Source organism: Streptomyces sp. NPDC020747, assembly GCF_044334695.1.
In the GTDB taxonomy this organism is placed as follows: domain Bacteria; phylum Actinomycetota; class Actinomycetes; order Streptomycetales; family Streptomycetaceae; genus Streptomyces.
In genome coordinates, this window is sequence record NZ_JBIRTJ010000002.1 from 571,438 (window position 1) to 596,784 (window position 25,347).

Genomic DNA, 25,347 nt, shown 5'->3' on the forward strand with positions numbered 1-25,347 from the left:
AGGCGTGCCGCAGCGGGACGGCCCCGGCCCGACGGTTCCCCGCCAGCGGTTCGCGCCGCCCCGGTCGGGATCCGGCGGACCCCGGCAGGCCTACGTGGACGCCTTCGACCAGGGCGACGGCTCCTTCGCGCCCCGTTCGGCCGCCGCGGCGACGCTTCGCGCGGACCCCTACGCCTCGGTCACCGACTGGGACGACGAGGTCGAGCACAAGGTGGCCCCGGGCGGGCGCAAGATGCCCCCGGGCGATCAGGAGCCCCCGGACGAGCGGCCCGAGAAGGCCAGGGGAGGCAAGGGCCGGGCCTTCACCGGCATCGCGGCCGCCGCCGTCACCACCGTCCTCGCCGTCGTCGTGGCCGGACAGGTCACCGGCGGGCGCGAGGACGACTCCGCACGGTCGCAGACCGCGAAGGGCGCCGACCGGGAGGCCAAGGACTCGGCGTCGCGCACCGACAGCCGGCCGGTCCCGTCCCCATCGGCGGGCGCGGGTGCGGTGACGCTGTCGTACGCCCAGCAGATGGCGAAGAAGTATCCCCTGGCGGCCGATCTCAAGGGCTCCGGGGAGTTCGACGCGGTCTCCGGGTTCGACAAGGCGCCCGGGACCGGGCGGAAGTACACCTACCGCGTCGACGTCGAGAAGGGCCTCGGCCTCGACGGCGGGCTCTTCGCGGAGGCCGTGCAGAAAACCCTGAACGACGACCGGAGTTGGGCCCACGACGGCGGCCGTACCTTCGAGCGGGTCTCCTCCGGGAAGTCCGACTTCGTCATCACCCTGGCAAGTCCCGGAACGACGGCGTTCTGGTGTGCCAAGTCGGGCCTCGACACCACCCAGGACAACGTCTCCTGCGACTCGGCCGCCACCGAACGCGTGATGATCAACGCGTACCGCTGGGCCCAGGGTTCCGAGACGTACGGCGACAAGATGTACGCGTACCGCCAGATGCTGATCAACCACGAGATCGGCCACCGGCTCGGCTTCGGCCATGTGAGCTGCAGTGTCGACGGCGCGCTCGCCCCCGTCATGCAGCAGCAGACCAAGTTCCTCGACCACGACGGAATCCGCTGCCGGCCCAACCCCTGGGCGTTCCCCGGGAAGTGACGGCCTTTCGCGGGGAGTAGGGGCCGTGCCATGACGAGACGTGTCCGGTTGATCTCTTAGCGCGACAGAACGCGACCCGCACGGGAAAGTTACGACCGTTCACCCCTTTTGGTGGTGCGATGGACAACCGTCCATCGCGCCACCGTCATGTCCGCATACGTTCGTCCCGCTGCGAGCCGCCGGGTCAACGGCGGCTCCCCATACGGGAGATCGGGGGTGCGCTCGTGCGCATCGGACTGCTTACGGAGGGTGGCTATCCGTATGTGAGCGGTGACGCCAGGCTCTGGTGCGACCGGCTCGTGCGCGGGCTCGGGCAGCACGAGTTCGACATCTACGCGCTCAGCCGCAGCGAGCAGCAGGAGGACGAGGGCTGGATCGAGCTCCCCTCCCAGGTCAGCCGCGTACGCACCGCACCGCTGTGGACCGCCGAGGACGACGGTGTCGGCTACGGGCGACGGGCGCGGCGCCGGTTCGCCGAGTGTTACGAGGAGTTGGCGGCGGCCGTGTGCGCGGGGGACGCGCCTGTGGGGTCCGCCGCGTTCGAGGGGTCGATCGGGGCCGCTGGAGCGGCGGGAGCTGGAGCGGCAGCCGGTTCCGCAGGAGCGGCCGGGGGTGCCTCCGCGGCTGTGGCGGACCGTTTCGGCAGCGCGCTGTACGGGCTCGCGGAACTCGCTCGGGACGAGGGCGGACTGGTCGGCGCCCTGCGCTCCGAGACCGCTGTGCGCGCCCTGGAGCGCGCCTGCCGTGCGCCCGGCGCACTTCGTGCCGCCCGCGGCGCACGCGTACCCGATCTGCTCACCGTCGCCGCCCAGGTGGAGCGCACGCTGAGACCGCTGTCCCTCGACTGGTACGAGGACGACGGCCTCGGTTCGGTCGACCTGTGCCACGCCACGTCCGGCGGCGCGGCGGCGCTGCCCGGGCTGCTGGCGCGGCACTTCACGGGCGTGCCTCTGCTGGTCACCGAGTACGGCGTGCAGCTGCGGGCGCACTATCTGGGTGCGCGGGAGGATCTGGAGGGCCGGGCGGCCTCGTCCTCGGCGCGGGCGCTGCTCGCCGCGTTCCACGGCCGGCTCGCCGCCGAGGCGTACCGGCAGGCCGAGATCATCACGCCCGGCAACACACACGCCCGCCGCTGGCAGGAACGCTGCGGCGCCGACCGCGCCAGGATCCGTACGGTCTATCCCGGCATGGAGGCGTCCCGCTTCTCGGACGTGGGCGAGAGCGAAGGGGCCGCCGACGCGGACACCCTGGTGTGGGTCGGGCGCATCGAGCCCGCCAAGGACCTGATCTCGCTGCTGCACGCCTTCGCGGAGATCCGCAAGGAGGAGCCGAAGACGCGGTTGCGCATCGTCGGCGCGCCGGCCGAGGGGCTGGAGGGCACGACCTATCTCGCGCACTGCAGGGCGCTGGCCGCGCAGCTCTTCCCCGACGAGGCGGACGGCGTGCACACCGTCGGCGACAACCCCGTCTCCTTCGAGGAGATCGGCGGACCGGAGGTGCCGACGCTCCCGGAGGCGTACGAGGCGGGCGCCGTCGTCGTCCTGTCCAGCGTCGTCGAGGGCTTCCCGATCAGCCTCGTCGAGGCGATGTTCTGCGGACGCGCCACGGTGTCCACCGATGTCGGCGCGGTCGTGGAGGTCATCGGCGGCACGGGTCTCGTGGTGCCGCCGCGCAATCCACGGGCGCTCGCCGAGGCGTGCGTCACCCTGCTGCGCACCCCGGAGCGTCGTGCGCGCCTCGGCGCGGCGGCACGCGCGCGTGCGCTCGAACTGTTCACCGTCGAGCAGAACATCACGGCATTTCACGGCATTTACCTGGAGATCGTCTCGCGCTGTCCGGTCCGGCGGGTCGTCGTCGATGCCTCGGGCGAGCCCCTGCCGTTCGCCATACCGGCCGAGGTCCATGTGCCCGGGCGGTGGGCCGACTCCGGCACCCGACTGGTCGCGGGCAGACCCGGTCCGGGATGGGCCGCGGGACCGCCGGTCCGGGGTGTCCCACTCGGAGCCGCCTCGGGGGCCGCTTCCGGCGAGCCCGTGCCTGCGGGGGAGGTGGCGCGGTGAACGGACGGCGACGGACGGGGCGTGCGGACGGAACCCGGGCGCCGGAAGGCCCCGAGGCTTGGGACCCAAGGTCCGAGGAGTGGCTGATGGGCGTCGACGAGCCGGGAACCCCGGACGCCGAGGTGGGCGAGACGAGGGTGGTCGACGTCCAGCCGGGAGAAGTCCGCGTGGTGGACGTGCAGTTGGGGGAGTCGAGGGTGGCGGATGCCCGGCGTGGGGCGTCGAGCGTGGCGGATGCCCGGCTCGGGTGGGATGCCGTTTCCCGTGCTGGTGCTGGTGCTGGTGTGGGTGGCGGTGCCGGTGCGGGCGTGGCTCCGGGCTCCGGGCGGAAGCCGTCGGCTCACGCGAGCGGGGCCGGTTCCGCCGTCCGCGGGGATTCCGCCTACGGGAGCGCACCGGCCGGCTCCGTCTGCGAGGCGTCCGCCTACGCCGCGGGAGGTGTTGCCAGGGACCGCAAATCCTCCGCGCGGCGTGGTGCCGTCGACCCCGTGAAGGCCCTGATGCACCGCCACCGCGAACTGTGCGAGCGCGCGGTGGACCCGCTGGAGATCGCCGCGGGGCTGGAGGCACACGGTGTGACCGACCGGACCGCCACGCGTTTCCGGCACCGGGACGTGTTCTCGCTCGCCGAGGAGATGTACGCGCGCGTGCCCCGCGCCGGTGACACGGCACCACGGTCCGAGGCGCCGGACAGCCCCAGGGTGCGCGCCGACTGGGCGCTGCTCACCCTGCTGCCGGGCGCCCTGTGCGCGGCGACCGTGACCGGGCTTCGGCTCACGGAGGGACGGCCGCGACTCGCGGTGGCAGTCGTGGGCGTGTTCGCCATCTCCCTGGGCGTGCGCGCGGCAGTACGCCGCGGCCCGCTGCGCGCCGCACGCGCGTGGCACCCGACCACGTCCACACGCGTGTGGACCTGCGGGCTCCTCGCCTACGCGCTGCTCGGCGACGGCCTGCTCGCCGCGGGCATCGAGGGCGGGCCCCACGGACCGCCCACCGGCGGCTCCGACAGCCCCTGGCCGGTAGCCCTCGCGTCCGTCCTCGCTCTCACCCTGGCCGTCGTCCCGGCGGCCTGGTGCGCCCACCTCTTCGCCGTACGCGCCCGGCGCCGACTCGCCACCAGCCGGGGCCTGGAGGAGTTCGCCTCCTCCGTGAGGCCCCTGCTCCTGGGCGTGTTCGGACTGTTCCTCTGCGCCCTCGGCGGACTGCTCGCCGGCAGCGGGGCATGGCTGGGAGAGCCTCCCGCGTACGCCGCGGCCGGTGCCCTCGGCGCGCTTCTGCTGCTCGCCCGGCTGCTCACCGTGCACGGCTACACGCACGCTCCGGCCGTCATCCTCGCTGCCGCGGGCACCGCCGAGGCGCTGGCACTGGTGAGCGTCTTCGCCGGCCGCCTGCCCGGCTGCCCGCTCCTGGCCCGGCCCGTCGGGACCGTGGCCGCCGCCTGGGGGCCGGGATCCGTCCCCGCCCTCGTGTGCGGGGGCGCGGCACTCGTCCTCCTGGTCCACGCGACCAGGACCCTCACCCGGGCCTCGGCCCACGCGGCACACGGCGACACGCCGTGAACCGCCCCCGGCGCCCGGCCTCCGTGCCGAGCGCCCTTCCCGCGCGGCCGACACCGCGGGCCTTCCGCACGACCCACGGCAACACCCTGAAGGAGAACGCCAGATGATCACCCTCCGCGTCGGAGAATCCGCCCCGGGAGCCGCCCGATGAGGGTGCTGCTGATCGGAGCCAACGGATACCTGGGCCGGTTCGTCGCCGACCGCCTCCTCGCCGACCCCGCCGTGCAGCTCACCGCTCTCGGCCGGGGCGACGACGCGGACGTGCGCTTCGACCTCGCCAGCGGCAGCCCGGGAGCGCTCACCCGCTTCCTGGACGCGGTGCACCCCGGCGTCGTCGTCAACTGCGCCGGAGCCACCCGCGGCGGCGCCCGCGAGCTGACCCGGCACAACACCGTCGCCGTCGCCACCGTCTGCGAAGCCCTGCGCCGCAGCGGCTGCGGAGCGCGCCTCGTGCAGATCGGCTGCAGCGCGGAGTACGGCCCCAGCCAGCCCGGCTCCTCCACGGCAGAGGACGCCGTGCCCCGCCCCGGCGGCCCGTACGGCGTCAGCAAGCTCGCCGCCACCGAGCTGGTCCTCGGGTCCGGCCTCGACGCCGTCGTCCTGCGGGTGTTCTCGCCCGCCGGACCCGGCACCCCGGCCGGCTCGCCCCTCGGCCGCCTCGCCGAGGCCATGCGCCGCGCCATGCAGTCCGGCGACGGCGAACTCAAACTCGGTGGCCTCGGTGTCCAACGCGACTTCATCGACGTACGCGACGTCGCCCGTGCCGTCCATGCCGCCTCCCTCTCCGCCGCACAGGGCGTCATCAACATCGGATCCGGTCGTGCCGTACGCCTCCGCGACGCCGCCTCCGTCCTGGCACGCGTTGCCGGCTACGGCGGTGCCCTGCACGAACTCGACGGGCCGCCCGTCCCGGTCAGGCCGTCCATCGGCCACCCCCGCTCGGAGACGGACCACACGGCCCCGGCCGCCTACCCCTACCCGGACGGCTGCGGCAGCTGGCAGCAGGCCGACGTGCGCACCGCACGCGACCGGCTCGGCTGGCGCCCCCGGATCAACCTCGAGGAGTCCCTCGCCGACATCTGGATGGAGGCGGCATGCCGCATCTGACCAGCACCGCAACGGGCACCGCGAGCACCGGCCTACGGGCCGGATTCGGCATCCCCGGCTATGCGCACCCCCTTGTCGCCCCGGTCGAGTGGGGCGAACTCACCCGCCCCGGAACCCCCTTGCACTGGGTCGTCCTGAACGTCGCCGACGGCCCGGGCACCCGCCCCGACCCCCGCTGCCTGGAGGCGGCCGGACGCCTGCGCAACGCGGGCGTCCGTGTCCTGGGCCACCTGGATGTGACGTACGGCGCACGAGCCTTCGGTGAGCTCGTCCCCGACGCGCAGCGCTATCTCGACTGGTACCAGGTCGACGGCTTCCTCCTGGACCGCTGTCCCACGGAGCGGACAGCACTGCCCGAGATCCGTCGCACGGCCACCACGCTGCGCGCGCTCTTCGGCGAGGGCCACGAGGGCCACATCGTCCTCGGCCACGGCACCCACCCGTATCCCGGATATGCCGAGGCCGCCGACCAGTTGGTGACCTTCGCCGGGCCCTGGAGCGATTACCGCTGGTCGCAGGTGGCCGAGTGGACCGCCGAGTACCCGCCCGAGCGCTTCTGCCACTTCGTGCACAGCGTGCCCCGCGGCCATCTCGACGAGGCACTGCGCATCGCGCGCTGGCAGGGTGCCTCGACGATCTACTTCACCGACCGCACGGATCGCGGGGGTTCGGCCGACCCCTGGGAGAGCATGCCCGGCTACTGGGACGAGATCGTCTCGCGGATCGGAACGGGTGTCTCGGAATGAAGAAGGGCGTGGCAGTGTTACGGGGAGAACAACTGTAGTGATTGACCGACCAACGGAGTCCCCGTGTCGCTGCCACCCCTGGTCGAGCCAGCTGCTGAGCTCACCGTAGACGAGGTCCGCAGGTACTCCCGCCACCTGATCATCCCCGACGTGGGCATGGACGGGCAGAAGCGGCTGAAGAACGCCAAGGTGCTCTGTGTCGGCGCCGGCGGCCTGGGCTCGCCGGCGCTGATGTACCTGGCCGCCGCCGGCGTGGGCACGCTCGGCATCGTGGAGTTCGACGAGGTCGACGAGTCGAACCTGCAGCGCCAGATCATCCACAGCCAGGCGGACATCGGCCGCTCCAAGGCCGCGTCGGCCCGGGACAGCGTGCTGGGCATCAACCCGTACGTGAACGTGGTCCTTCACGAAGAGCGGCTCGAGGCCGAGAACGTGATGGACATCTTCAGCCAGTACGACCTGATCGTCGACGGCACGGACAACTTCGCGACCCGCTACCTGGTCAACGACGCGTGCGTGCTGCTCAACAAGCCGTACGTCTGGGGCTCGATCTACCGCTTCGACGGCCAGGCGTCCGTCTTCTGGTCCGAGCACGGCCCCTGCTACCGCTGCCTCTACCCGGAGCCCCCGCCCCCGGGCATGGTCCCCTCCTGCGCCGAGGGCGGCGTCCTCGGCGTGCTGTGCGCGTCCATCGGCTCCATCCAGGTCAACGAGGCCATCAAGCTCCTCGCGGGCATCGGCGAGCCGCTCCTCGGCCGCCTGATGATCTACGACGCGCTGGAGATGCAGTACCGCCAGGTCAAGGTCCGCAAGGACCCCAACTGCGCGGTCTGCGGCGAGAACCCCACCGTCACCGAGCTCATCGACTACGAGGCCTTCTGCGGCGTCGTCTCCGAGGAGGCCCAGGAGGCGGCGGCCGGCTCGACGATCACTCCCAAGCAGCTCAAGGAGTGGATCGACGACGGCGAGAACATCGAGATCATCGACGTCCGCGAGATCAACGAGTACGAGATCGTCTCGATCCCCGGCGCGAAGCTGATCCCGAAGAACGAGTTCCTCATGGGCACGGCCCTGGCGACCCTCCCGCAGGACAAGAAGATCGTCCTGCACTGCAAGACGGGTGTCCGCAGCGCTGAGGTCCTCGCGGTCCTCAAGTCGGCCGGCTTCGCGGACGCCGTGCACGTGGGCGGCGGCGTGATCGGCTGGGTCAACCAGATCGAGCCGGAGAAGCCCATCTACTAGGGGCAGGCTTCGCAGGCACAGTCCTTGCGGCGAGGGGCTCGGCACCGGGTGTGCCGGGCCCCTTTCCGTTGCCCCGGTCAGGACTGCCGAGGTCAGGTCTGCTCCGGTCGCAACTGCCCTGATCAGGACTGCCTCGGTCAGGACTGCTCCCGTCGGGAGCGCCCGGGCCGCTACTCGCAGACCTTGCCGTCGTCCGGCACCTTCCCGTCCAGCAGGTAGTCGTTCACCGTGCTGTCGACACAGTCGCTCCCGCTGCCGTACGCCCCGTGGCCCTCGCCCTTCCAGGTGAGCTGTACACCGACGCCCTTGCCCAGTTCGTCGGCCATCTTGCGGGCGCCCTCGTACGGCGTCGCCGGGTCGCCGGTGTTGCCCACCACCAGGACGGGCTCCGCGCCGGGCGCGCTCACCTCCGCCGTCTCGTACTGGCCGGCCACCGGCCAGTCGTGACACCAGCCCGCCGTGTCCCAGCCCATCGAATCGCCGAAGACGGGCGAGATCTTCCGGAACTCGGGGAGCAGCGCCTTCGCCTCCGCGGGTGTCGGCCGCTCCTTGTCGTCCAAGCACGATATGACCCGTTGCGAATGCGTCGTCGTGCCGTAGCGCCCCGACGCGTCACGGTCGTTGTAGCTGTCGGCCTGCGCGAGCAGTTCCGTACCGTCGCCGTCCTCGGCCGCTTCGAGCGCGCTGGTGAGCGCGGGCCAGGACGACTTGCTGTAGAGCGGGTAGATGACGCCTGTGAGGGCCAGCTGCTGGGTGAGGTCGCGGCCGCTGGCCGTCGGCAGGGGTTCGGAGTCGATCCGCTTCAGCAGATCCACGATCTTCTGGGAGCCGTCCTGCGGGTCCTGGCCCGTCGACTTGAGGTAGTCCTCCAGGGCGCGCTGGAAGCCCCTGGCCTGGTTCTTTGCGTGGCCCACCGTGCCCGCGCTCGGGTCGACGACCGCGTCGAGGAGCAGACGCCCCACGTTCTTGGGGAACAAGTGGGCGTACACGCCGCCCAGTTCCGTGCCGTACGAGATGCCGAAGTAGTGCAGCTTCTGGTCGCCGAGGAGATGGCGCATCAGGTCCATGTCCCGGGCCGTGTCGGTCGTCGAGACGTGATCCATGAGCTTGCCCGCCGACTCCTGGCAGCCCTTGCCGAAGTCGGCCGCGTCCTTGAGGAACGTGGTCTCCTCGGCGGAGGTGTCCGGCGTGGTGTCGACCGACTCGGCCGTCTGGATCTCCTTGTTGTCGCGGCAGCGCACGCCCTCGCTGGCCGCGACGCCGCGCGGGTCCCAGCTCACCAGGTCGTACCGCTTGTGGAGCTCGGCGAACGTGGGCCCGTACGGCGGCAGATAGTCGACGCCCGAGCCGCCCGGGCCGCCGAAGTTGAACAACAGCGAGCCGATGCGCTCGTCCGAGGAGCCGCTCGACTCGCTGCGGATCAGCGCTATGCCGGTGGTCTCGCCCGTCGGCTTCGACCAGTCCAGCGGCACCTTGAGCGTCGCGCACCGCCAGTCGGCGCCCGGCGCGGGGCCGGTCTCCGTGGCCTTGCAGCCGTCCCAGTCGAGCTTCTGCGAAGTGAGGGAGGCGGGTAGCCCAGTGGTGTCGGAGGGCGCCGCGGCAGGCGGCCTTCCGTCGTCCTCGCTCTCGTCCCCGTCGCTCCCGGACGAGCCGCTGCAGCCGGCCACCAGCAACGCGGCGGCGGCCGCGGCCGTCCACCGTGCGATACGCGCCATGAACTCTTCCCCCCTCGCGGGCGTCTTCCGCCGGATGTCGCGGATGACTGTCAGGCAATAGTAGGCAGATGGCCGCGAGCGCCGTGAAGCCCTGTGGATAACCGTCTGACCTGCTATTTCACGAGCAGACCTGGCCGGTCGGCGGGACCTTTCCGTTCAGCAGATAGCCGTTCACGGCGCCGCGCACGCACTTGTTTCCGCTGTCGTACGACCCATGCCCCTGGCCCTTGTACGTCAGCTGCACCCCGACGCCCTTGCCCAGCGAGTCCACCATCTTGCGGGCGCCCTCGTAAGGCGTCGCCGGGTCGCCGGTGTTGCCGACCACGAGGATCGGCGCCGAGCCGGGCGCGCTGACGTCCGGGTGATCCGCGGCGCCCGCCACCGCCCAGTCGGTGCAGCCGACCAGGCCCCACGCCAGATAGTCGCCGAAGAGGGGCGAGGCCTCGCGGAACTCCGGAAGCTTCGCCTGCACGTCGGCGGTGGTGTAGCGGGGCTTGTCGTCGGCGCAGTTGATGGAGACGTTGGCGGCGGCGATGTTGCTGTACTCGCCGTCCTGATTACGCCCGTTCATCGAGTCGGCCAGCAGCATCAGCACCCTGCCGTCACCGTCGTACGCCTGCTGGAGTCCCTCGGTGAGGTACTCCCAGAAGTCCTTCGAGTACAGGGACTGCGCGATGCCGCTGGTGGCGGCGGTCTGGGTCAGCTGCCGGGGGAAGACGCCCGAGATGGGCTGGCTGTCGAGGTCCGTGAGCAGCTTGGCGATCCGGTCCTTGACGTCCTGGGCGCTGTCGCCGAGCGGGCAGTCCTCCGTCTTCGACGTGCAGTCCTCGGCGAAGTTGTCGAGCGCGAGCTGGAAGCCCCTGGCCTGCCCGAGCGACCCCTGCTCCGAGTTCTGTGTCGGATCCACGACCGCGTCGAAGACGGCCCGCCCCACCTTCTTGGGGAACAAGTGGGCGTACACGCCGCCCAGTTCCGTGCCGTACGAGATGCCGAAGTAGTGCAGCTTGTCGTCGCCGAGGACCTGCCGCATCAGGTCCATGTCGCGGGCCGCGTCCGTGGTGCGTACGTAGGGGAGGGTCTTGCCGGAGTTCTTCTCGCAGGCCGCGTTGAACCCTTTGGTGTTGTCCAGCAGCGTCTTCTGCTCGGCCGTGTCGTCGGGGGTGGCGTCCTGCTGGAAGTACTCGTCGAGCTGTTCGTTGTTCTCGCACTTGACGCCGGCGCTGCGGCCGACGCCCCGGGGGTCGAAGCTGACCAGGTCGTAGCGGGTGCGCAGTTGCTCGTAGTCCTGGCCGAACGCGGGGAGCGTGGTCACGCCCGAGCCGCCCGGGCCGCCGAAGTTGAAGACCAGGGAGCCGATGCGCTTGTCCTTGGCGCCGCTCGCCTCCGCGCGGATCAGCGCGAGCCCGATCGTGTCCCCTTCGGGCTTGTCCCAGTCGAGGGGCGCCTTCAGGGTCGCGCACTTCCACGTGCCACCGTCCGGCAGGGGCGACGGGGCGTCCCCGCCGCCCTCGGCCTCGGAGGGCGGCGGGCAGTCCTTCCAGCTCAGCTTCTGCGCCGACAGGTCCTCGTCCTTGGAGTCACCGTTGCCGCCGCAGCCGGCGAGGGCCGCCGACAGCAGAACGGCGGTGGCGGTCAGGGCGGCGGCCCGCAGCGGGGAAGGGTTCGGCATGCTCCCATCCTGAGGTCGCCCAGGGCGGGACGCTCGGGGCACGGGCCGTGCGGGTGAGAGCCTCTACGTCCCTCTGTGGAGCGCGCTCTCGTGTCCCAGGGGCAGCCCGGGAGCAGCCCAGGGGCACCTCAGGGTCAGAGCGCGCCCTTGCGCGTGAGGTGGTTGAAGAACAGCCATCCCGGCAGCACGGGCAGCCACAGCGTGAGCAGTCGGTACAGGAGGACGGCGGGCGCCGCGACCTCGCTGGGGAGCCCGACGGCGATCAGACCGACCGTCAGGGTCGCCTCGACCGCGCCCACGCCACCCGGGGTCGGCGCGGCGGAACCGAGCGCGTTTCCGGCGAGGAAGACCACGGCGACGCTGGCGATGCTCAGCGAGGGCATGCCCTCGGTCCCGAACGCCCGGACCGACGCGTCGAGGCACATCACGAAGCAGGCCGTCAGCAGGAGCATGCCGCCGATGCCGGTGAGGAGCTTCTGCGGCCGCTGCAGCACATCCAGCATGCGCGGCACGACACCCGCGAAAAGCGACCTCACGCGCGTGACGACGAATTTCCGCAGGAACGGCACCGAGGTCACCACGAGGACGAGGACCGCGACGGTCAGCAGACCCGCGATGACGGTCCTGGACGGCGACAAGGAAGGGGTCTTCTCAGTACCGGTCAGATAGCCGAAGGAGAGCAGCATCAGGATGTGGCAGCCCAGCCCGAACAGCTGCGACGCGCCGACACTCGCCACCGCGAGACCCGGCCGTACCCCCGCGCGCTGGAGGAACCGTGTGTTGAGGGCGACACCGCCCACCGCCGCGGGCGCCACGATCTTCACGAAGGACCCGGCGACCTGCGCGGCCACGGTCCGCATGAACGGCACCCGCTCGGGCACGAAGCCCAGCAGGCTCATGGCCGCCGCGAAGTAGCTCAGCATCGAGAAGAGCACGGCCGCGGCGACCCAGCCCCACTCGGCCTCGTCGAAGAGCGTGCCGAACTCGATGTGCGTGAGCTGCGTCAGCAGGAAGTACGCGCCGAACGCGCCCGCGATGAAACTGATCAGCGTGCGCGGCCGGATGCGCTCCAGACGGGCCGGTTCGACCGGTGCCTGCGGCCTGATCAGAAGCACCTGGTGACGGATCTGGGTGAGCAGATCCTCCTCGCGGGCCTCCTCCAGGGCGTCGTCGATGGCGCGCTTCTCGGCCCGCTGTTCCGCGCGTACGGCCTTCTTGTCGGGCTTCTCCAGGACGGGTCTGGTCGCCTCGGGAGAGTGCTCGTGCTCCTCGGCGCGGGCCAGCTTGGCCTGCCGGGACGCCTCCAGGACCGCCTCGCGCTCGCGCTCCGACCGCTCCCGGGCCAGCTTCCGCAGCGTCGCGCGGTGGGACCGTGTGAGCGCGATGGGCTGCAGCATGGGCAGACAGTCCGCGACCGCGTCCGGGCCGAGCACCCCGACGGCCGACGCCACCGCGCGCTCCGCGCCGACCCGCAGGCCGAGCGTGGTCACCAGCTGGGCGACGTCCATGCGCAGCAGCAGCTCACCGGCCGCGATCTCGCCGTTGCGCAGATCCGTGAGGATCACCGTGCCGGAACGATCCACCAGGATCGCGTCGCCGGCGAGCCTGCGGTGCGCGATGCGCCGGGACTGCAGCGCCTGCACCTGGTGCCAGGTGTCCCGCAGCAGGTCGTCGGTGATGTCCTCGTCCGGCAGCGAGTCGAGCGTGCGCCCACCGGTGTGCTCGTAGACCAGCATCACGGCGTCGGGGCCGAGCTCGGAGGTCGCGATCAGCTTGGGCGCGTTGGCTCCGGCCGCGATGGCCGCGTACGCGAGGAGGGCCTCCTGCTCCAGGGCCTGGCGCAGCGACTGGAGACTGCGGCGCGTGGTGATGCCGCGCAGCGTCAGACGGCGCCACACGCGGTAGAAGAAGCCCTGCGCCTGCTGCTCGCGGTCGACCACCGTGACGTCCAGCGGTGGACCGTCCTGGAGCGTCACGAAGTACCGGCGGCCACGGTCGCCGTCCAGGGCCTCCGGAGCCTCGTCCCTGGCCGCGCTCACCGGGTGGAAGCCGACGTGCCGCAGGCCCGCCATCAGGGTCCGCCCCGTGGGCCGCACGTTCGGCGAGCCGACCGCGTACAGCGTCCCGTACGCCACGCTCCAGCCGATCAGTACGGTCAGGATGATCGAGAACGGGGTCGTGTAGCCGGTGACCAGCATGGAGAACGCGTCGAGCATCAGCACGACCCACAGCACCGCGCGCCAGCGTGGCCGGCGCGACATGCCGACGGCCGTCATGTACGCGATGACCGGCGCGAGATAGCCGTGCACCGGGTCGGTGAGGGCGTGGATGTCGCCGGGGGAGGGCTGTGTGAGCGCCTTCTGGATCGAGCCCGGCGCGGCCTTGGCGACCCACAGGTCTGTGGCGAGTGTCACTCCGTGTGCGAGGACCGCGGCCAGCACGCCGTCGGCGATGCGCAGTCCGTCGCGTTTGATCAGCCGCTCGATGGCGAACGCGACCGGCACCAGGAGGATCGCGATGCTCGACGCGAGCCCCGCGATCTTGATCAGCAGATCGGGTGCCTCGTCGGTGCCCTTGTTGATGTCCTGTGCCAGCCCCGACGTCGTGCCGTGCGCGAACGCGGCGATCGCCAGCAACAAGGCGATCGCGAGCACGCCCACCAGGAGACGCATCAGGTCGGAAGGGCGGTGCACGCGCGCGGGGAGCAACGGTTCGTCGCCCTCGACCTCTTCGCTGTGGGCGTCGTCGGCGCAGTCCGCCGCCTCGTCGCCCCTCTCCTTGTGCGCGTCCGCTTGGCCGTCGGCTCGCCCGTCGGGGTCCGTCTTCTTGGCCGGATCGGCCTTCTCGGACACGTTCGCAGCGCGCTCGTCCGTGTCGTCGCCGGTGTCCGGGCGCGACGAAACCTCAGAGGTGCCCTCCGCGTCTTCGGGGTGCACGCCCTGCTGTTTCATCGTCTCTTCTTGATCTCGTATCACCAGTAACCGCCCGCACGATGGTGGCATGCCCCGCCGACACAGGGGGGCATCAGGGTGCAATGCGGGGTCGCACAGTCTGCCTGAACCGCTGCTCCGGGGCGAGGGATACGCACAGTCGCCGCCGCGTCACAATGTCGGTGCTCTGGGGCAGGATGGGCCGGATGAGCGAGCAGAGCCTTCCGGCGGACGCCCTGCCGGAGTACGCGGAACGGGTCCTCGACGTCGCCGAGCTGATCCCGCCCGGGCGTGTCATGACATACGGAGATGTCGCCGAGTGGCTGGAAAAGGGCGGACCCCGACAGGTCGGCCGCGTCATGGCCCTCTACGGAGGAGCCGTTCCCTGGTGGCGGGTCATACGCGCGGACGGCTTGCTGCTCCCCGGCCACGAACTGGAGGCGCTGGGCCACTACCGCGCCGAGGGCACGCCCCTGAAGGAGGCGAGCAGGGCCTCCGAGGGCCATCTCCCGCGGGTCGACATGAAACGGGCGCGGTGGGACGGCGGCGAGCGCACGGAGGGTCACACCTGACAGCTTCCGGCATGGAGCTGCCGGGAGGGGTACCGGTGGCCCGTACGGGGGAAGCGGGGCACGTCCGTGACATGCCGTACGTTCGTGGGGCGGGAGACGCGTGTGCCTGGTGGGAACAGGAGGAAGCGCTGCTTCCACCACATCCACCGGCGTAGCGTCGACGGCGCGCATCCCGTTCATCCCGCGGCCACCGCCCTCAACGCGCGAGGGGCCCTCCACCCGTCGCTCCACCACCACCCCTGAATGACGGCGTTCCGCGTCGACAGAGACAGACCCAAGCACACCCACCAGGACCGGCGAACCACGTGAGCTCCTCTTCCTCCACCAGGCGCCTGTCGTACCCCCAGGGGCGACAGGGGACCCGTGGCGCTTACCGACTGGTGCGTACCCCGCCGGCCAGGGTGGCTCCCCCTCTGCTGGACGCAGGGCAGCGTGCGGCGGTTGACCACGGGCACGGCCCGCTGCTCGTCCTCGCAGGTCCGGGTACCGGCAAGACGACCACACTCGTGGAGTCCGTAGCGGCGCGGATCGCGCGCGGCGCGGACCCCGAGCGGGTCCTGGTGCTCACGTTCAGCCGCAAGGCCGCCGTCGAACTGCGCGACCGCATGGCGCTGCGCATGGGAGCGGCCCGCGCGCCCCAGGCGACGACCTTCCACTCCTTCTGCTACGCCCTGGTCCGCGCGCACCAGGACAACGACCTGTTCGTGGAGCCGCTGCGGCTGCTCTCCGGCCCCGAACAGGACGTGGCGGTACGGGAACTGCTCGCGGGCCAGCCCGGCCTGGAGCGGCTCGGCCTCGCCCATGTGCGCTGGCCGGACGAGCTCCGCGCCTGCCTGACCACGCGCGGCTTCGCCGACGAGGTCCGCGCGGTCCTCGCCCGGAGCCGCGAACTGGGCCTCGGTCCCGACGCCCTCCAGGCCTTCGCGCGGCGCATCGGCCGCCCCGACTGGCTCGCCGCCTCCGCCTTCCTCGCCGAGTACCTCGACGTCCTCGACATGCAAGGAGTCCTCGACTACGCGGAACTGGTGCACCGCGCGGTGCTGCTCGCCCGGCGCCCCGAGGTCGCCGAGCGCCTCGCCGCGCAGTACGACGCCGTCTTCGTGGACGAGTACCAGGACACCGATCCGGCACAGGTACGGCTGCTGCACGCGCTCGCGGGCGGTGGCCGCACCCTTGTGGCGTTCGGCGACCCCGACCAGTCGATCTACACGTTCCGGGGCGCCGACGTGAACGGCATCCTCCAGTTCCCGGACGCCTTCCCGCGCGCGGACGGTACACCGGCACCGATGGAGGTCCTCAGGACCTCACGCCGGTCCGGCGCCGGCCTCCTGGCGGCCACCCGGCTGCTGACCCAGCGCATGCCCCTGACCCGCCTGCCCGCGGAGAAGGTACGCGCCCACAGGGAGCTTGCCTCCGTACGGGGCGGCGGCACCGTCGAGGTCCACACGTACCCGACGCCCGGCACGGAGCTGGACAACATCGCGGACATCCTGCGCCGCGCTCACCTGGAGGACGGCGTCCCCTGGAACGACATGGCCGTCCTGGTGCGCGCGGGCTCCCGCACGATCCCGACGATCCGCCGCACCCTCACCGCGGCCGGCGTCCCCCTCGACATCGACGGCGACGACCTGGCGCTGCGGCACGAACCGGCCGTGTCGCCCCTTCTCACGGCACTCAGGGCGGTGGCCGCGGCGGAGAGCACGGGGCCCGTGGGTACGGCCGAGACCTCGGCAGCCGTGGGCGCGGCGGCAGACGCACAGCCGGACGAGGGCGTACGGGCCCACGACGGTGCGCGTCTCGACGAGGGCGTACGAGCCGACGACGGTGCGCGGCCCGACGAGGGCGTACGAGCCGAGGCAGATGAACCCGCGGAGGCGGATCACCAGGACGCAGCCCCCGAAGGCGTCGGCGCACCGGCCGAAGAAGCAGGCGAGCCCGACGAGGAGCCCCACGGCGCTGCCGACCCTTCCGAGGAACCCGATGGCGCCGCCGGCCCCTCCGAGGAACCCGCGCCGGAAGCGCCCTCTCCCGAAAGGACCTGGCTCGACACAGAGACCGCGCTCAGCCTCCTCGCGTCACCGCTGGCCGGCATGGACGCCGCCGACCTGCGCCGCCTGGGCCGCGCCCTGCGCGAGGAGGAACGCGCCGCGGGCAACCATGTGCCGCCGCCCTCCGACGAGTTGCTGGCGCGAGCGCTGGCCGAGCCCGAGCGGCTGGTCGCCCACGACCCGTCCTACGCGCGCGGAGCCCAGCGCCTGGGTGCCCTGCTGCGGAAGGCACGGGAACGCCTCGCGGGCGGCGGTACAGCCGAGGAGGCGCTCTGGGAGCTGTGGGACGGCACGCCGTGGCCGCAGCGCCTGGAGCGGGCCGCCCGGCGCGGCGGCGCGGCGGGCCGTAACGCGGACCGCGACCTCGACGCCGTGTGCGCGCTCTTCGCCACCGCCTCCCGCGCGGAGGAACGCACCGGAGGCCGCGGCGCCCTGAACTTCCTGGAGGAGATCGACTCCGAGGACATCGCCGCCGACACGCTCACCCGCAGGGCCGTACGCCCCGACGCCGTACGCCTGATGACCGCGCACCGCTCCAAGGGCCTGGAGTGGCGCCTGGTGGTCGTCGCGGGCGTCCAGGAGGGGCTGTGGCCCGACCTGCGCCGCCGCGGTTCCCTGCTGGAGGCCGACCGCATCGGACACGACGGCCTCGCGGAGCCGCTGACCCCCGGAGCACTCCTCTCCGAAGAGCGCCGTTTGTTCTACGTGGCCGCCACGCGCGCGCGTGAGCGCCTCGTCGTCACCGCCGTGAAGGCCCCGGCCGACGACGGCGACCAGCCCTCGCGCTTCCTCACCGAACTCGGAGTGGAGCCCAAGGACACGACGGGCCGTCCCCGTCGACCCCTGTCCGTCGCCGCGCTCGTCGCCGAACTGCGCGCCACGACGGTCGACCCACGCGTCTCGGACCGGCTCAGGGAGGCCGCGGCCCGCCGACTGGCCAGGCTCGCCGCACTCGGCGACGAGGACGGCCGCCCCCTCGTGCCGTCCGCCCACCCCTACCGCTGGTGGGGCATGTACGAGCCGACCGAGAGCAAGGTGCCGCTGCGCGACCGCGACCATCCCGTGGTGCTGTCCGGGAGCGCCCTCGACCAGCTCGCCAACACCTGCGCCCTGCAGTGGTTCCTGGGCCGTGAGGTGAAGGCCGACGCCCCCGCGACCGTCGCCCAGGGCTTCGGCAACGTGGTGCACGTCCTGGCCGACGAGGTCGCCTCCGGCCGCACCCCCGCGGACCTCGCCGTCCTCATGGAGCGCCTCGACTCCGTGTGGGACGCGCTCGCCTTCGACGCACCCTGGAAGTCGGCGCAGGAGAAAGAGCACGCGCGCGTGGCGCTCGAACGCTTCCTGAAGTGGCATGTCGACTCCAATGGCGCCCGCGCGGGCCGCACACCGGTGGCGAGTGAGCACGACTTCGACGTCACCCTCGAAGCGGGCTCCTACGAAGTACGCATCCGCGGCTCCATGGACCGCGTCGAGCGTGACGCCGAAGGCCGCGCCTACGTAGTCGACTTCAAGACCGGCAAACAGGCGCCGAGCGCGGCCGACGTGGCCCACCACCCGCAGCTCGCCGTCTACCAGCTCGCCGTCGGCGAAGGCGCCGTGGACGAGGCCTTCGAGGGCGAACGCCCCGACTCGGGCGGCGCCGAACTCGTCCAACTCCGTCAGGGTGCCCCCAAGAAGGACGGCGGAGAGACCCTGCCCAAGGTGCAGGCCCAGGAGCCGCTGGAGGGGCAGTGGGTCGGCGACCTCCTCGCCACCGCGGCGGGCAAGGTCCTCGACGAACGGTTCACACCGACGACCGGCCAGCACTGCACCCACTGCGCGTTCCGGGCCTCGTGCAGCGCACGGCCGGAAGGGCGGCACGTGGTCGAGTGACGAGCGCGGTCGCGTGACGGGCAGGGGCGGGTGACGAGCGTGGTCGAGTGACGGGCCTGTTCGGGTGATGGGCCTGGCCGAGTGAACGGCCACGGTCGAGTGACAGGGCGTGGGCTCCCGAAGGGCGCGCGGGCATCCGCCGTAGCGGGGGCTCCGCCGTTGGGAGGGCTCCGGCCGTACGTGAAGTGACGTACGGCACCACGCGTGCTGACCAGCGCATCCTTCGGCCCGGCCACCGATTCGGCACCGACTGTCAGTGGGCGCGGCTAGCCTCTCTGACGTGCCAGCCCGTATCTCTGACCCCGAGCAGCTCAAGGAGCTCCTCGGCATCCCGTTCACCCCGGAGCAGACGGCCTGCATCACCGCACCGCCCGCCCCGCAGGTGATCGTGGCCGGCGCCGGATCCGGCAAGACCACGGTGATGGCCGCGCGCGTGGTGTGGCTGGTCGGCACCGGACAGGTCGCCCCCGAGCAGGTCCTCGGCCTGACCTTCACCAACAAGGCGGCGGGCGAACTCGCCGAGCGCGTACGGAAAGCCCTCATCAGGGCGGGCGTCACCGACCCGGACGTGATCGACCCGGACAACCCGCCCGGCGAGCCGGTCATCTCCACCTACCACGCCTTCGCGGGCCGCCTGTTGACCGACCACGGACTGCGCATCGGGCTCGAACCCACCGCGCGTCTCCTCGCCGACGCGACCCGCTACCAGCTCGCCGCACGCGTCCTGCGCGAGGCACCGGGCCCCTACCCAGCGCTCACCCGCTCCTTCCCCGACCTGGTCAGCGACCTCCTCACGCTCGACGGCGAGCTCGCCGAACACCTCGTACAACCCCAGGACCTGCGGGCCTACGACGCCGCACTGCTGCGCGACCTGGAGAGCGTCAAGCTCACCAACGCAGACCTGCGCAAGGTCCCCGAGACGGCAGCCGCCCGGCGTGAACTGGCCGAACTGGTGAGCCGCTACAGGGCCGCCAAACGCGAACGCGACCTCCTCGACTTCGGCGACCAGATCGCCCTCTCCGCGACCCTCGCCAGCACACGCCCCGAGGTCGGCGCCATCCTGCGCGACGAGTTCCGAGTCGTCCTGCTCGACGAGTACCAGGACACCTCCGTGGCCCAGCGCATCCTCCTGGCGGGCCTGTTCGGCAGCGGCACCGGGCACCCGGTGACCGCCGTCGGCGACCCCTGCCAGGCGATCTACGGCTGGCGCGGCGCCTCCGTAGCCAACCTCGACGACTTCCCCGAACACTTCGCCCACGCCGACGGAAGCCCCGCCACCCGCCAGTCGCTCAGCGAGAACCGCCGCAGCGGCGGCCGCCTCCTCGACCTCGCCAACGGCCTCGCCGAACCCCTGCGCGCCCTGCACGCGGGCGTGGAGGCCCTCCGCCCGGCCCCGGGCGCCGAGCGGGACGGCATGGTGCGCTGTGCCCTGCTGCGCACCCACGCCGAGGAGATGGACTGGCTAGCCGACTCCATCGCCCACCTCGTACGCACCGGAAAGGCGCCCGGCGAGATCGCCGTCCTGTGCCGTACGGCAACCGACTTCGCCGAGATCCAGGGCGCCCTCGTCGCCCGCGACATCCCCGTGGAGGTCGTCGGCCTCTCCGGGCTGCTGCATCTGCCCGAGGTCGCCGACCTGGTCGCCGTCTGCGAGGTCCTCCAGGACCCGGGCGCCAACGCCTCACTGGTCCGCCTGCTCACCGGCCCCCGCTGGCGTATCGGCGCCCGCGACCTCGCCCTCCTGGGACGCAGGGCCCGCCTTCTCGTGTCCCACGCGCGCGTGGGGGCCGACGACGACCCCGACCGGCGGCTCGCCGCCGCCGTCGAGGGCATCGACCCGGCCGAGATCATCTCGCTCGCGGACGCCCTCGACACGTTCCTGGAGACGCCTCTCGGAGGCCACGGGGACGACGACGGCCTGCCGTTCTCCGCCGACGCCCGCGTACGGTTCGCACGGCTCGCCACCGAACTGCGCGACCTGCGCCGCTCGCTCTCCGACCCGCTCATGGACGTCCTGCACCGGGTCCTCGCCACCACCGGTCTGGAGGTGGAACTCTCCGCGTCCCCGCACGCCCTGGCCGCCCGCCGCCGCGAGACCCTCTCCAACTTCCTGGACATCGCCGCGTCCTTCGCCGCCAACGACGGCGAGGCATCCCTCCTCGCCTTCCTCGGCTTCCTGCGCACCGCCGCCCAGTACGAGAAAGGCCTCGACAACGCCCTGCCGGGCGGCGAGAACACCGTCAAGGTGCTCACCGCGCACAAGTCCAAGGGCCTGGAATGGGACGTCGTCGCGGTCCCGGGCCTCGTCACCGGCACCTTCCCCAGCGGCCAGGGCCGAGAGAAATGGACCGCACAGGGCAAGGTCCTGCCGCACGAACTCCGCGGCGACGCCGACACCCTGCCGGACATCGGCGCCTGGGACTCCCGCAGCATGAAGGCCTTCCACGAGGCCATGAAGGAGCACCAGCACACCGAGGAACTCCGCCTCGGCTACGTCACGTTCACCCGCCCCCGCTCCCTGCTGCTCGGCTCGGGCCACTGGTGGGGCCCCTCCCAGAAGAAGCCCCGCGGCCCCTCCGACTTCCTGCGGTCCCTGTACGAGCACTGCGAGGCCGGGCACGGCGAGATCGAGGCCTGGGCGGACGAACCCGAGGAGACCGAGGAGAACCCCGCGCTGCACGAGGCCGGCGGCGACCACGCCTGGCCGCTCCCGCTCGACGACGCGGCCATGGCCCGCCGACGCGCGGCCGCACAGACGGTCCTGGCCCACCTGGAGTCCGGCCACTCCCACGAGACGGCCCACCCCTCGTCCCACGACGCCCCGGAGCCCTACGACGACCCGGACTGGCAGCCTCCGCCCGAGGACGACGAACCGCCTTACGACGAGCCCCCTTACGGGGAGGACGACTTCCCGAATGAGCCTCCCTACGGGGACGGCGATTTCACGGACGCGCCCTACGAAGAGGCGTCACACGGGAAGACCCCCCGCGGGGACGACCTCCACGAAGAGACCGATCTCACAGACGAGGCAGACTCCGGAGACTGGGACTCGCGGACCACGAACCGCCCCAGGGTTCCGCACCCCACCCCGTCCCCCGATGCGCACCCCACCCCGTCCCCGGATGCGCACCCCACCCCGTCCCCGGACGCCCGCCCGCACCCTCCGGAGAGGACGCGCCCCGCCTCCGAGACCAGGCACCTCACCCCGGAGGAAGCCCGCACCGTCGCCTCCTGGGACCGCGACCTGGACGCCCTCACCGGCGAGCTCCTGCGCGCCCGCGAAAGCGTCACGGACGTCACCCTGCCGGCCACTCTGACCGCCTCCCAGCTGCTGCGCCTGGCCGCCGACCCGGACGCCTTCGCGCAGGAACTGGCCCGTCCCATGCCGCGCCCGCCCCAGCCGGCCGCCCGCCGCGGCACCCGCTTCCACGCCTGGGTCGAGGCCCGCTTCGAAGAGCTGCGACTGCCGATGCTGGAACCGGAGGAACTGCCCGGCAGCGAGGCCGAGATCGCCGACGAGCGCGACCTGGAAGCCCTCAAGGACGCCTTCGAGCGCACCCCGTACGCCCACCGCACCCCCTACCGCGTCGAGGCACCCTTCCAACTCGCGATCGCCGGACGCGTCGTACGGGGCCGCATCGACGCCGTCTACAAAGAGGACGACGGCGACGGGACGACGTACGAGATCGTCGACTGGAAGACCAACCGCGCCCGCAACGCCGACCCCCTCCAGCTCGCCCTCTACCGGCTCGCCTGGGCCGAGCAGCACGGCGTACCCCTGGAATCCGTACAGGCCACCTTCCTGTACGTGCGCAGCGGCGAGGTCGTACGTCCCGGGAGCCTGCCCGACCGGGCCGCACTGGAGCGGCTCCTCCTCGAAGAACCACCCGATGGGGTCCCCGAGGAACCGCCGGACCAGCACGCGCGCGTGGACGGCTAGGCTCGTGACCATGAGCAAGACTCCGGACAGCGCCGTCCGCGCGTACATCGAGCAGCACCGCGCCGCCTTCCTCGACGACCTCGCCGAGTGGCTGCGCATCCCGTCAGTGTCGGCCCAGCCCGAACACGCCGCGGACGTACGGCGCAGCGCCGACTGGCTCGCCGCCAAACTGCAGGAGACAGGCTTCCCGACCTGCGAGGTCTGGGCGACACCAGGTGCCCCCGCCGTCTTCGCCGAGTGGCACTCCGACGACCCGCGGGCACCCACGGTCCTCGTCTACGGACACCACGACGTACAGCCCGCGGCCCTCGAGGACGGCTGGGACAGCGACCCCTTCGAGCCCGTCGTCCGCGGAAACCGCCTCCACGCGCGCGGGGCCGCCGACGACAAGGGCCAGGTGTTCTTCCACACACTCGGCGTCCGCGCCCACCTCGCCGCCACCGGCCGCACCGCCCCCGCCGTCCACCTGAAGCTGCTCATCGAGGGCGAGGAGGAGTCCGGCTCCCCGTACTTCCGCGCACTCGTCGAAGAGCGGCAGGACCGCCTCACCGCCGACGCCGTGATCGTCTCCGACACCGGCATGTGGTCCGAGGACACCCCCACCGTGTGCACCGGCATGCGCGGCCTCGCCGAGTGCGAGATCACGCTGTACGGGCCCGACCAGGACATACACTCCGGCGCCTTCGGCGGTGCCGTCCCCAATCCGGCCACCGCGGTCGCCCGCCTCGTCGCGGCCCTGCACGACGAGCACGCGCGCGTGGCGATCCCCGGCTTCTACGAAGGCATCACCGAACTCACCGACCGCGAGCGCGAACTCTTCGCCGAGCTGCCCTTCGACGAGGAGGAGTGGCTGCGCACCGCCAGGTCGACGGCCGTCCACGGAGAGGCCGGACACACCACCCTGGAGCGGGTCTGGGCCCGCCCGACCGCCGAGGTCAACGGCATCGGCGGCGGCTACCAGGGCCCCGGCAGCAAGACGATCATCCCGTCCTCGGCCATGGTGAAGCTCTCCTTCCGGCTCGTCGCCGGACAGGACCCCGACCACATCGAGAAGATCGTCCGCGCCTGGACCGCGGAGCGGATACCCGCCGGCATCCGCCACGAGATCACTTTCGCCCCCGCCACCCGCCCGTGCCTCACACCGCTCGACCACCCGGCGCTGCAGTCCGTCGCACGCGCCATGGGCCGCGCCTTCGAGCAGGAGATCCGTTTCACCCGCTCGGGGGGATCCGGGCCCGCCGCGGACCTCCAGGACGTCCTCGCCGCACCGGTGCTGTTCCTCGGCATCTCGGTCCCGTCCGACGGCTGGCACGCACCCAACGAGAAGGTCGAACTCGACCTGCTCCTCAAGGGCGTCGAAACCACCGCCTACCTGTGGGGCGACCTGGCCGAGAACTGGCGCGATGCACACTGAAGAGGCCCCGTCGCACACGTCCTGCCGTACAGCCGCTGAACCACCCGCCGAAACAACCGTTCCACCGGGGGAGTTGGAAGCACCCGTGACCACCTGGACCGATCACACCGCCGACCGTCCCATCTCGCTCACCGCCCCGAGCGGCATCGACCGGGCCGCCCACCACCGGCTCGACGAGGCCTGGCTCGCCGCGGCGTGGAGCCACCCCACCACCCGTGCCTTCGTGGTCTCCGGCGGTCAGGTCCTCATCGACGAGACGGCGGACGGCACCACCGAGCTCGTCATGACCCCGTCCTTCGAAGCGCCCCTCACCGAAGCACACCGCTACTTCCTGGGCACCGACGACGACGGCGTCAGCTACTTCGCACTCCAGAAGGACGCCCTTCCGGGCCGCATGGACCAGTCCGCGCGCGCGGCCGGCCTGCGCGAAGCCGGCCTGCTCCTCTCACAGCGCGACGCCGGCCTGATGGTGCACGCGGTCGCACTGGAGAACTGGCAGCGCCTGCACCGCTTCTGCTCCCGCTGCGGCGAACGTACGGTGATCGCCGCGGCCGGTCACATCCGTCGCTGCCCCGCCTGCGGCGCCGAGCACTACCCGCGCACCGACCCCGCCGTGATCATGGCCGTCACCGACCACGAGGACCGCATCCTCCTCGGCCGCCAGGTCCACTGGCCCGAGGGCCGCTTCTCCACCCTCGCCGGATTCGTCGAGCCCGGCGAGTCCATCGAACAGTCGGTCCGCCGCGAGGTCTTCGAAGAGGCCGGCGTCACCGTCGGCGACGTCGAGTACATCGCCAGCCAGCCCTGGCCCTTCCCCTCCAGCCTCATGCTGGGCTTCATGGCCCGCGCCACCTCGGCGGAGATCAACGTCGACGGCGAGGAGATCCAGGAAGCCCGCTGGTTCTCCCGCGAAGACCTGCGGGCCGCCTTCGAGTCCGGGGAGGTCCTGCCTCCGTACGGCATCTCGATTGCGGCCCGCCTGATCGAACTCTGGTACGGCAAGCCCCTGCCGACGCGCGGAGCGGCCGCCTGAGGCACGTACCGACTACGCGCCGATCTTCTGCTTGACCTGCGCCAGCGAAGGGTTGGTCAGCGTCGAACCGTCCGGGAAGAGGACGGTGGGAACCGTCTGGTTCCCGCCGTTCGCCTTCTCCACGAAGGCCGCGGACGCCGGGTCCTGCTCGATGTTGATCTCGTTGTACGTGATGCCCTCGCGCTCCATCTGGCCCTTCAACCGGCGGCAGTAGCCACACCACGTGGTGCTGTACATCGTCACAGTGCCCGGCATGTCTCTCATGCTCCTTCGCTGCAGGGGAGTGCGTGTTCGCAGTGATGGAACGTACTCGACCTGGCCGCCATTCCCGTACGCGGCGAGGG

The 25,347-nt window shown here is 71.9% G+C and carries 15 protein-coding genes; 11 read left to right on the forward strand and 4 right to left on the reverse strand.

Going from position 1 to position 25,347, the window contains the following annotated elements:
• The first annotated feature begins 4 nt into the window (after positions 1–4).
• From ACH4YP_RS07640 to moeZ, 6 genes are all read left to right on the forward strand, one after another.
• Complete coding sequence (locus ACH4YP_RS07640) at positions 5–1,096, forward strand: DUF3152 domain-containing protein (RefSeq protein ID WP_398489807.1); 1,092 nt, start codon at positions 5–7, stop codon at positions 1,094–1,096.
• Between the two features lie 224 nt (positions 1,097–1,320).
• Positions 1,321–3,156, forward strand: a complete 1,836-nt coding sequence (locus tag ACH4YP_RS07645; protein ID WP_398489809.1) for a DUF3492 domain-containing protein — start codon at positions 1,321–1,323, stop codon at positions 3,154–3,156.
• An 86-nt stretch (positions 3,157–3,242) separates the two neighbouring features.
• The gene (locus ACH4YP_RS07650) at positions 3,243–4,715 is read left to right on the forward strand and encodes a hypothetical protein (protein ID WP_398489810.1); all 1,473 of its coding nucleotides are present in this window, start codon (positions 3,243–3,245) and stop codon (positions 4,713–4,715) included.
• A 147-nt stretch (positions 4,716–4,862) separates the two neighbouring features.
• Positions 4,863–5,822: an NAD-dependent epimerase/dehydratase family protein gene (locus ACH4YP_RS07655; RefSeq protein WP_398489811.1), complete on the forward strand. Its 960-nt coding sequence runs from the start codon at positions 4,863–4,865 to the stop codon at positions 5,820–5,822.
• Positions 5,810–6,568 carry a spherulation-specific family 4 protein gene (locus ACH4YP_RS07660; RefSeq protein WP_361057411.1) on the forward strand — a complete coding sequence of 253 codons (759 nt, stop codon included), beginning with the start codon at positions 5,810–5,812 and terminating at the stop codon, positions 6,566–6,568. Before ACH4YP_RS07655 ends, ACH4YP_RS07660 begins: the two co-directional genes overlap by 13 nt.
• A gap of 63 nt (positions 6,569–6,631) precedes the next feature.
• Entirely contained in the window at positions 6,632–7,810 is a 1,179-nt protein-coding gene (moeZ, locus tag ACH4YP_RS07665) for an adenylyltransferase/sulfurtransferase MoeZ (protein WP_361057414.1), read from the forward strand.
• Positions 7,811–7,980: 170 nt separating this feature from the next.
• On the opposite strand, the gene ACH4YP_RS07670 is transcribed toward moeZ, so the two are convergent.
• The 3 genes from ACH4YP_RS07670 to ACH4YP_RS07680 all read right to left on the reverse strand — a co-directional run bounded on the left by ACH4YP_RS07670 (position 7,981) and on the right by ACH4YP_RS07680 (position 14,145).
• Positions 7,981–9,525 carry an alpha/beta hydrolase gene (locus tag ACH4YP_RS07670; protein WP_398489812.1) on the reverse strand — a complete coding sequence of 515 codons (1,545 nt, stop codon included), beginning with the start codon at positions 9,523–9,525 and terminating at the stop codon, positions 7,981–7,983.
• Between the two features lie 118 nt (positions 9,526–9,643).
• Positions 9,644–11,194 carry an alpha/beta hydrolase gene (locus tag ACH4YP_RS07675; protein WP_398489813.1) on the reverse strand — a complete coding sequence of 517 codons (1,551 nt, stop codon included), beginning with the start codon at positions 11,192–11,194 and terminating at the stop codon, positions 9,644–9,646.
• Positions 11,195–11,328: 134 nt separating this feature from the next.
• Positions 11,329–14,145 carry a lysylphosphatidylglycerol synthase domain-containing protein gene (locus ACH4YP_RS07680; protein WP_398489814.1) on the reverse strand — a complete coding sequence of 939 codons (2,817 nt, stop codon included), beginning with the start codon at positions 14,143–14,145 and terminating at the stop codon, positions 11,329–11,331.
• Between the two features lie 185 nt (positions 14,146–14,330).
• Here ACH4YP_RS07680 and ACH4YP_RS07685 point away from each other — a divergent pair, with 185 nt between their 5' ends.
• The 5 genes from ACH4YP_RS07685 (at position 14,331) to nudC (ending at position 25,003) form a co-directional block, all read left to right on the forward strand.
• Positions 14,331–14,696 (forward strand): MGMT family protein, encoded by a 366-nt coding sequence (locus tag ACH4YP_RS07685; RefSeq protein WP_361057426.1) that lies wholly within the window; start codon positions 14,331–14,333, stop codon positions 14,694–14,696.
• A gap of 305 nt (positions 14,697–15,001) precedes the next feature.
• Positions 15,002–18,616 (forward strand): UvrD-helicase domain-containing protein, encoded by a 3,615-nt coding sequence (locus ACH4YP_RS07690; RefSeq protein WP_398489815.1) that lies wholly within the window; start codon positions 15,002–15,004, stop codon positions 18,614–18,616.
• Between the two features lie 280 nt (positions 18,617–18,896).
• Entirely contained in the window at positions 18,897–22,556 is a 3,660-nt protein-coding gene (locus ACH4YP_RS07695; RefSeq protein ID WP_398489816.1) for a UvrD-helicase domain-containing protein, read from the forward strand.
• 10 nt (positions 22,557–22,566) lie between these two features.
• Positions 22,567–23,970: a dipeptidase gene (locus ACH4YP_RS07700; protein ID WP_398489817.1), complete on the forward strand. Its 1,404-nt coding sequence runs from the start codon at positions 22,567–22,569 to the stop codon at positions 23,968–23,970.
• A gap of 85 nt (positions 23,971–24,055) precedes the next feature.
• On the forward strand, positions 24,056–25,003 hold the full coding sequence (nudC, locus tag ACH4YP_RS07705; RefSeq protein WP_328844762.1) for an NAD(+) diphosphatase: 948 nt from the start codon (positions 24,056–24,058) through the stop codon (positions 25,001–25,003).
• Between the two features lie 12 nt (positions 25,004–25,015).
• Here the strand turns inward: nudC and ACH4YP_RS07710 are convergent, their stop codons facing one another.
• Positions 25,016–25,258, reverse strand: coding sequence for a mycoredoxin (locus tag ACH4YP_RS07710; RefSeq protein WP_361057441.1), 243 nt, complete (start codon positions 25,256–25,258; stop codon positions 25,016–25,018).
• Between the last annotated feature and the right edge of the window lie 89 nt (positions 25,259–25,347).